The 7122-nt window shown below is 50.2% G+C and carries 5 protein-coding genes; all 5 read right to left on the bottom strand.

Going from position 1 to position 7122, the window contains the following annotated elements; genetic code table 11:
* On the bottom strand, nucleotides 1–3365 hold a 3365-nt coding region (locus tag EKM90_RS12465; protein ID WP_191987483.1), incomplete at its 3' end, for a KxYKxGKxW signal peptide domain-containing protein.
* A gap of 227 nt (nucleotides 3366–3592) precedes the next feature.
* Complete coding sequence (locus EKM90_RS12460) at nucleotides 3593–4444, bottom strand: hypothetical protein (RefSeq protein ID WP_125583102.1); 852 nt, start codon at nucleotides 4442–4444, stop codon at nucleotides 3593–3595.
* A complete protein-coding gene (locus EKM90_RS12455; protein WP_125583100.1) occupies nucleotides 4444–5898 on the bottom strand; it encodes a glycosyltransferase in 1455 nt (484 codons plus the stop codon). The genes EKM90_RS12460 and EKM90_RS12455 overlap by 1 nt, the downstream gene beginning before the upstream one ends.
* Nucleotides 5899–5931: 33 nt before the next feature.
* Nucleotides 5932–6717 (bottom strand): accessory Sec system protein Asp3, encoded by a 786-nt coding sequence (asp3, locus tag EKM90_RS12450; protein WP_125583098.1) that lies wholly within the window; start codon nucleotides 6715–6717, stop codon nucleotides 5932–5934.
* Nucleotides 6717–7004, bottom strand: a complete 288-nt coding sequence (locus EKM90_RS12445; RefSeq protein ID WP_404819947.1) for an accessory Sec system protein Asp2 — start codon at nucleotides 7002–7004, stop codon at nucleotides 6717–6719. Before EKM90_RS12445 ends, asp3 begins: the two co-directional genes overlap by 1 nt.
* Between the last annotated feature and the right edge of the window lie 118 nt (nucleotides 7005–7122).

The following is a 7122-nucleotide window of genomic DNA, read 5'->3' as shown; positions in this document are numbered from 1 at the left end:
GCACTGACGGATGCACTATCAGAAGCAGAGGTCTTGGCACTTTCGGATGCGGAACCACTGGCACTGTTCGAAGCGCTAATTGAAGCACTTTGACTTGCGTCAGAGATCGAAGCAATCTGCGATGCACTGACAGAAGCACTGTCTGATGCACTCTTGTTGCTGTTGGAAGTCTTTACAGACTCGGATGCACTTTGAGAAGCACTGACGGATGCACTATCAGAAGCAGAGGTCTTGGCACTTTCAGATGCGGAACCACTGGCACTGACAGACGCACTATCTGATGCGCTCTTGTTGCTGTTTGAAGTCTTTACGGACTCGGAAGCACTTTGTGAAGCACTGACAGAGGCGCTACCTGATGCGCTGTTAGATGCACTTTCGTTACTTTCTGAAACCTTCGCAGAATCGCTGGCACTTGCAGAAGCACTCTGTGAAACACTGACTGAGGCTGATCCGCTAGCACTATTGGAAGCACTAATTGAAGCACTGTCCGAATAGCTCTGGATAACGCTTGCCGAACGGCTCTCGGAGATACTTACAGAGGCCTCGGAATATGAAGCGATTGACTCGGAAACTTCAGATAACTGCGAATCGATTTGCGAATTAATGATTGATCCTGAAATCGATGCAGATGACGATGCTGATGCGGAATAGCTAGCAGAAATAGACGCCGAAGTAGACGCTGATGCAGAATCGACTATCGACTTCGTAATCGAATTCAACAGATCCACAGTGCTTCGCTCAGCTGAATCAGATGCTGAATTGAAAGCGCTGATCGAGGCACTGGAAGAAGCAGACGCACTGATCGAAGCTGACGTCTTCGCTGAAGCTGAGGCATCCGCACTGGCGCTAGCACTGTTTTTAGCACTCGTCTTGGCACTATCGGTTGCAGAGTAGCTGGCCGAAGAAGAAGCACTCGCAGAGTATGATGCACTCGTGCTGTACGAAGCGCTTTGGCTTGCGCTAATTGATGCGGAGGAAGAGGCACTCGCCTTGGCACTGATTGAAGCGCTCAGCGAGCCGCTAAGTGAAGCCGTAATCTTGGATTCAGAAGCCTTAGCGCTGCCATTAGCACTTTCTGAAGCACTGGCAGAGGCGCTTTGTGAAGCTGAAACGCTTGCGGAGCCTGAAGCACTATTTGAAGCAGATTGACTATTGGACTGACTGGCCGATGTCGTCCACTTCTGAACCGTGACGCTGCCCATGCCTTCAGCAGTTTTACCCGTTGCCGGATCTGTGTAGACCATTTGAACGTAGTAAGTGCCAGGTTTGGTGTTATTAACGGAACCAGTAATCTTCAGGTCGCCATTGGCATATGCCGCGTTGACGTCTACAGGATTACCCTTAGGATCAGTAATCGTGACCAAATCTGTCAGGTCGTCGGTGTAGTTCTGACCCACGTAAATGGTTTCCTGGGACCCTACCAGCTTTGGCATAAGGGCATTAACTTTCAAGGTCATCGTGTTGGACTGCATCACAGTCGTCACGTTGTTCCCCTTGGCATCTTGAGTCCTAAGCGTAATCTGGACATAGTACTGGTGTTTGTTGTAGCTAACCGGCACGTTATTGAGGTTCAAAGTCGAGCCAGTGGCGCCAGCAACGGCGGTCCCATCACCGTTGTACCACTGATAGCTGACGTTGGCACCAGCAAGGGCGGCGGTACCTTGCAACGGAATCGAAACATCGTCGCCTTCGTCAACCGTTTTATCGCTTAACCCACCGCCAGCAGTGATCTCGATGGAGTCGGTAGCGTCAACCGCACCAGTTTCAGCATTTGTTGCCGTAACGGTAACGGTGTACGTCCCTGGCCGGGTAACGGTCAGATAACCAGTATCGGAAATCGTGGCACCACCATCAACGGACCACGTAATCTTGTCATTTGAGTTCGTTGGATTCAGCGTGTAGCTCAGTTGCTCGCTGGAACCGGTATTGCTGTTGGTGGTGCCAGTGGTCGAAACAACCTTCGTGCCATTGGTGCCACCCACCAACAGATAATCTGATGGCGCCGTGACGGTAATACCAGTGGCGGCTATAGGCTTATCCACGGTCACTACGGCAACTGCAGAGCCATAGGTGCCATCATTAAAGCCCCAGCTCAACAACATGTTCGACGCAGCAACGGCATCATTTACAGCCCCTGCAATCAGCGCACCAAGAAGCGTTGTCCCACTAGCCGCATAGGTATAAACAATCTGATAAGCAATCTTACCTGATTTGTTCTCCGGCACAGAAAAGACCCCGGTAGAATTGCTCAACCCACTATCAACCCAGCCGTTGCCATTGTTGTAGTACAGCTTGTACGTTGGTGAAAATCTCACTGTGCCCAAGGTAAACAGACTCGTTGCAGCACTGGTCAAAGCTTGACCGAAGGCATCCGAAATCGACGTCGAAACGGTCCCAATCAGGATTGCGTTGTCACCAATCGCGACATTTTGGCTGGTTGGTTGTTGATCCCAACCGGTGCGAATCGTAATCCCAAGGATGCTCAGGCCAGATGGACTCTTGGTGGTGTAACCGGCCATTGCTTCAGAAACTTGCGCGGTGGCTGCGATACCTTCAACAGTTGGTACCTTGCCGGTGACTTGGCCAATAGCAACAGCCAAGTTTTTCCCTTCTTGTATACTGCTTACTGCGGTGGCGCCATTCAAAATCAGGACACTTACTTTACCATCCCGACTTGTGATTTGCGCGCCTGCGGTAAGAATGACCGTTGTGTTAACAGCGTTGGCTGAAACGTAACGGGCAATATTAGCTAATACAGGTGCAGTCAAAGAAGCCCCATCGGCAACGTTGATGGTTAACTTACCATCTTGAAGCGATGCAGTGTCTTTTGCACCCAAACCAAGCTGCGTGCCCAAGGTTTGAGTGGTATCCGCAGTGGATGCGGCTTTGACGGCAACAGAACTAGCACTCGTTGCAGAAGTGGAGGTCGCAGTAGACGTTGAAGAGGATTCTGAAGACTGAGTTGATGATGATGCTGACTCAGTGGTTGATCCTGACTGCGAAGCACTTTCTGAAACTAGAGCTGATTCGGATGCCGATTGCGAAATGCTGACCGAGGTGCTCGTCGATGCTTCGATGGAAGCCGAAGCATCCGTCGAGGTCGTCTGAGATCCGGTCTGAGAGGATACTGGAATTGTGGCCGTATCCTGTGTGGCTAATGTGTCTTGCTGATCAACGGTCTTGGCGACGGTTGGTGTGGTGGTGTCCGCATTAACTGCATGCGGTGCAATTAACAAACCACCCAGTAAACCACTTAACGTTGCTGTCCCAGCAACAAGCCACCTTTTACCGGCCTTAAACATCTTGAAACGGACTTTACTATTGTTCCTAAACAGATCTCCGGAACTGCCAGTCTTTTTTCCCAACGGCATTACCTCCATATTGCAATATAACGTCTATTATTTATTGTAAACAGAGTGGTATATATTTTCTGTTCAATAACCGAAAAATAAGTTTTATAAAATGAATTAACCAATTTATACCTTGATTGTACAGCACTTATACATAATAAAAAAACAAGCCTCGAAAATCACGGCTTGTCTTGTGAAAAATGTTTTGTAATTTAATTAACTATTTTAAAAATATTTTCGAATTATTTGAGAAGCTTCAATTTGTCGCTTGGTAGGTCTGTTTTCTGTAATTCCTGGTACGCGATGACCGGCACTTGCACCTCTTGCACGGTCTTGATCTCGTTTTTGAGGATGGCCTGCAAGTTGCCCCGCACTTCATGATGCTCATCGAACGGATCTTCAACCAGCGCCAGAATATTGTGAGAATTGGTTTGGCTAATGGCATCCAGTTCAATGCCCATATAGCTGATGGTCACGGTATCGTTTGGCTTAACGATGGTTGGCATTTCAGCCATCACAAAATCACGCACGCTATTATACTTGGCGGTGACTTCACGGGTCACTGGGTTTTCGATGGTGACAAAGTTGATCACGCCCTCGTACAGGTAATAGCGCAGCACCGGTCGCTCTTGCATGTCGAGAAAATCGATTTCTTGCATCTCATTGTTGTAGTAGTAGATGTTGGTGTAATGCGAGCCATCCGTGGCGTATTCCTCAATGTAGTCCAGGGTGCCATCAGGATTGAGGTACCGCACATCCTGCACTGCGCGCCGGGTGTTAGGATAAAGCGTCACGTTAGCAATTTTGTCGCCGTCGTAAAGCACATTGAGATTGCCGTCTTCGTTCATCTCGATTTTGGCGCCGGTTGGCACGGGAATGCGGTCGAAAAACATGAAATCGTCCTTCTGGTACGACCGATTGCAGACCCGATCAATCAGGCTAACCCCTTTGAGGCCGGCTTGATTCAGCAACCCTGCAAAATTCGGCATGGCCGAAAGCACAATGATGCGTTCATGATTTTTTTTGGCGCGGGCCACAACCTGATCCCAGGCCTCGGTCCCTGGCGTGATGGTATTCAGTAATTCATACTTCATTAGCGCAGACCCTCCATTAACTTCTGCCACTTGCCGGCAATCACATGGTCTTGGAACTGATCCAGCGAGGCGGTGGTGTTTGCCACCAGCTTGCCATAATTCGCGGCCTGCAGGCGCTTGAAGCCTTCATGCAACGTGTCGACATCATAGTCCATGTCATCGCGCTTGAAATCAGCTAAGAAACCATTTTCGCCATCATGGACGAGTTCGGTGGCGCCGAAGCGGGCCCGGTAAGTAACGATCGGCAGCGAAGCGTTCAAGGCTTCAATATAGGTCAAGCCAAAACCTTCAGAGAACGAAGCAGACACGAAGATGTCGTATTGAGGATAGATTTCAGCCAAGTTATCGGACAAGCCCTTCAGCTTGATGTAATCGCCAGAGTTGGTTTCTTTAATGGCATCTTCCAGCTTCTTTTGTTCTTCACCGCGCCCGTAAATATCGAACTCGACGTTGACGCCGTCTTCGTCATGCCACTTCGCCACCGCTTTAATGGCCAAATCCACATGTTTTTCAGCGGCTAGTCGCGAAGCAGTGATGACCCGAATCGGATCCTGCATGGTGTTGCGCGCACGCGGCTTGATGCCATCACGCACCCCACCAACGGGAATCGCCACCACTTTGTCGGCCACGTCAGGAAAATCGACTAGGATATCTTGGCGCTGCAATTCGGTGGCCACCACAATCCGATCACTGCTTTGAATGTGGTCGAACATGTACTGATAATGATTATTCCACAGTGGATAGCGCTTGTCGTTGCGATCACCCAAGGTATCGGCGTGCACCACGTAAACCAGTTTGGCGTCAGGAATCGGCTGATTCATCAAGGCTTCATCCACTTCTTCACCGCGGTCGATCAAGAAGGTCGACGGCGCACCATACAGGTCATTCAACCGGTTGAAGAAGAACCGATACATCAACACCCGATTGGGGAAGAACAGGTGCTTGCCGTTGTAATCAAAAATGTGGATGTTGCGCACCAAGCGATTGCGGTGCGGGTCATCAACATATTCATACATGATGGCACGTTTGCCTGTGGCTTCATTGAAAATTTCAGTGCGCCCAGCGGACACCATCAGCAGTTTGTTTTCTGGCTTGTGAATATCAGGATATTTCACCAGATGGTTCACCACCCGCAGGCCAGAATCCAACACTTCTTCTGACTTGCGATGCGTATCGGTCCCATCAATCACGATGTCCGCTTTCTTGGCGGTGATCCGCTGCTTCAACCCAGTCAGCGCATAGTCATCCCCCAAGGTGAAGAACTCCCAGATGTTGATGACCTGATCGTCTCGCAGCTCCCAACGGTCCATCGCCTTGTGGAGCTCTGGAATCAAATCCAGAAAAATATAGCGGTACGGCAGTTTTGCCTGATCAAACCGCTTTGCCCGGTAAAATTGCGCGTGTTCTACGCCGGAATTACCCATCCCCATTGCATCGTTAACAAAGAAATTCATTTATATGCCACCTTTTTCCGTACTTAGCCATTATCAGAGTGATTTATTCGTCATGCCGGCTTGCAATTTCTGCAACCATCTCGCCGCTTGCGCCGTGCCGCGGCCGCTGGTGCGAATGCTGGCCCGACTGACGTGTGCTTGCCCGTAGTGAGCCACAATCGGTTTCACGAGCGCCTGCAGGGCCGCTTGCCCCAGTTCAGGTGTCGCCAGCTCAGTCGGACTTAGCTTTAAGTACACCTGATGGCGCGCCTGCGGCATGGGCAGTGCCTCAACGCCGACGCGCTGTCGCATCAAGACGATATCAAGTATACCGTCTTGCTTAGGTTTATCGCAGTCAATATTTGTAATTCTATCTGTCCTCGGCCAGCCGACCTGGGCGTTTTTTAACGCTTCCTCTGGCCCAAGCAGCAGCGAGCGGAAGGTTAAGTGCTCATTATTTAACGTGATTAAGCTGAGCTGGTAAGTCGCCGTTTGCTTCGGCAGTGTGAATTGCCCATGCAACGCATCATGCAGATCATCGCCGATGCGTTGGCCTTGCCGATCATAATAATCAATCGCCAGCCCCACCGAGTTGACCGGCGTTTGCTCGGCATCAATAAAAAATTGATAGGTGGTACCTGGTATCAGTAGCGGCAGCGGCACTGCCGGCGTCGCTTCCTGCTGCCACTGGCTGTCATGCCAAGCATGAATAATGCGGCTCGGCGACAGCAGCGGGTTGCGGTACTGCACCACCCGCTGCGGCTGGTAATCAATCAAGGAGCCATAGTCGAAGGTTTCGCCAGTGCCAGGTTCCCAAAACAAACTATATAAGGCTGTCATTAGCTACCTCCTTCCAGCTCAGGGCGGTCAAACTCATGGGCCAAGAAATGCCGCAATTGCAAGGTATACCAAGCCACGATTGCCGGGGTGTCATCGTTATGGCGCCCGCTGATGCCTTTATACAGGAAATGGCCGTCAGGAAAGCGGGCTTTGATGCGATCATAGACATTTTTGAAGGCCCCGGTGTCAAAACCATCCTCGCGCATATAAGCAATGGCAAAAGTGGTTTGGCTGAAATCGGCATGGTCGAATTGTTGCCCCTCAATTTTCAAGTCAAGTGCAACGATGATAACGAATTCTTGATAGTGGTCTAGTCTGTTACGCCATGCATCGGTAGTAATCGCATGGGCGAAGATAGTTCAGAATACGTCTGGGACGATGGTTCAGTGCGGATTGGACTGCTTG

This window comes from Lacticaseibacillus suibinensis, from assembly GCF_003946175.1.
GTDB classification, from domain to species: domain Bacteria; phylum Bacillota; class Bacilli; order Lactobacillales; family Lactobacillaceae; genus Lacticaseibacillus; species Lacticaseibacillus suibinensis.
This window is presented reverse-complemented; position numbering and strand designations above follow the sequence as displayed.

Coding starts and splice junctions, on each gene's coding strand:
- asp3 (WP_125583098.1), bottom strand. CDS start 6,717: ATGACAGCCTTATATAGTTTGTTTTGGGAACCTGGCACTGGCGAAACC.
- EKM90_RS12460 (WP_125583102.1), bottom strand. CDS start 4,444: ATGAAGTATGAATTACTGAATACCATCACGCCAGGGACCGAGGCCTGG.
- EKM90_RS12455 (WP_125583100.1), bottom strand. CDS start 5,898: ATGAATTTCTTTGTTAACGATGCAATGGGGATGGGTAATTCCGGCGTA.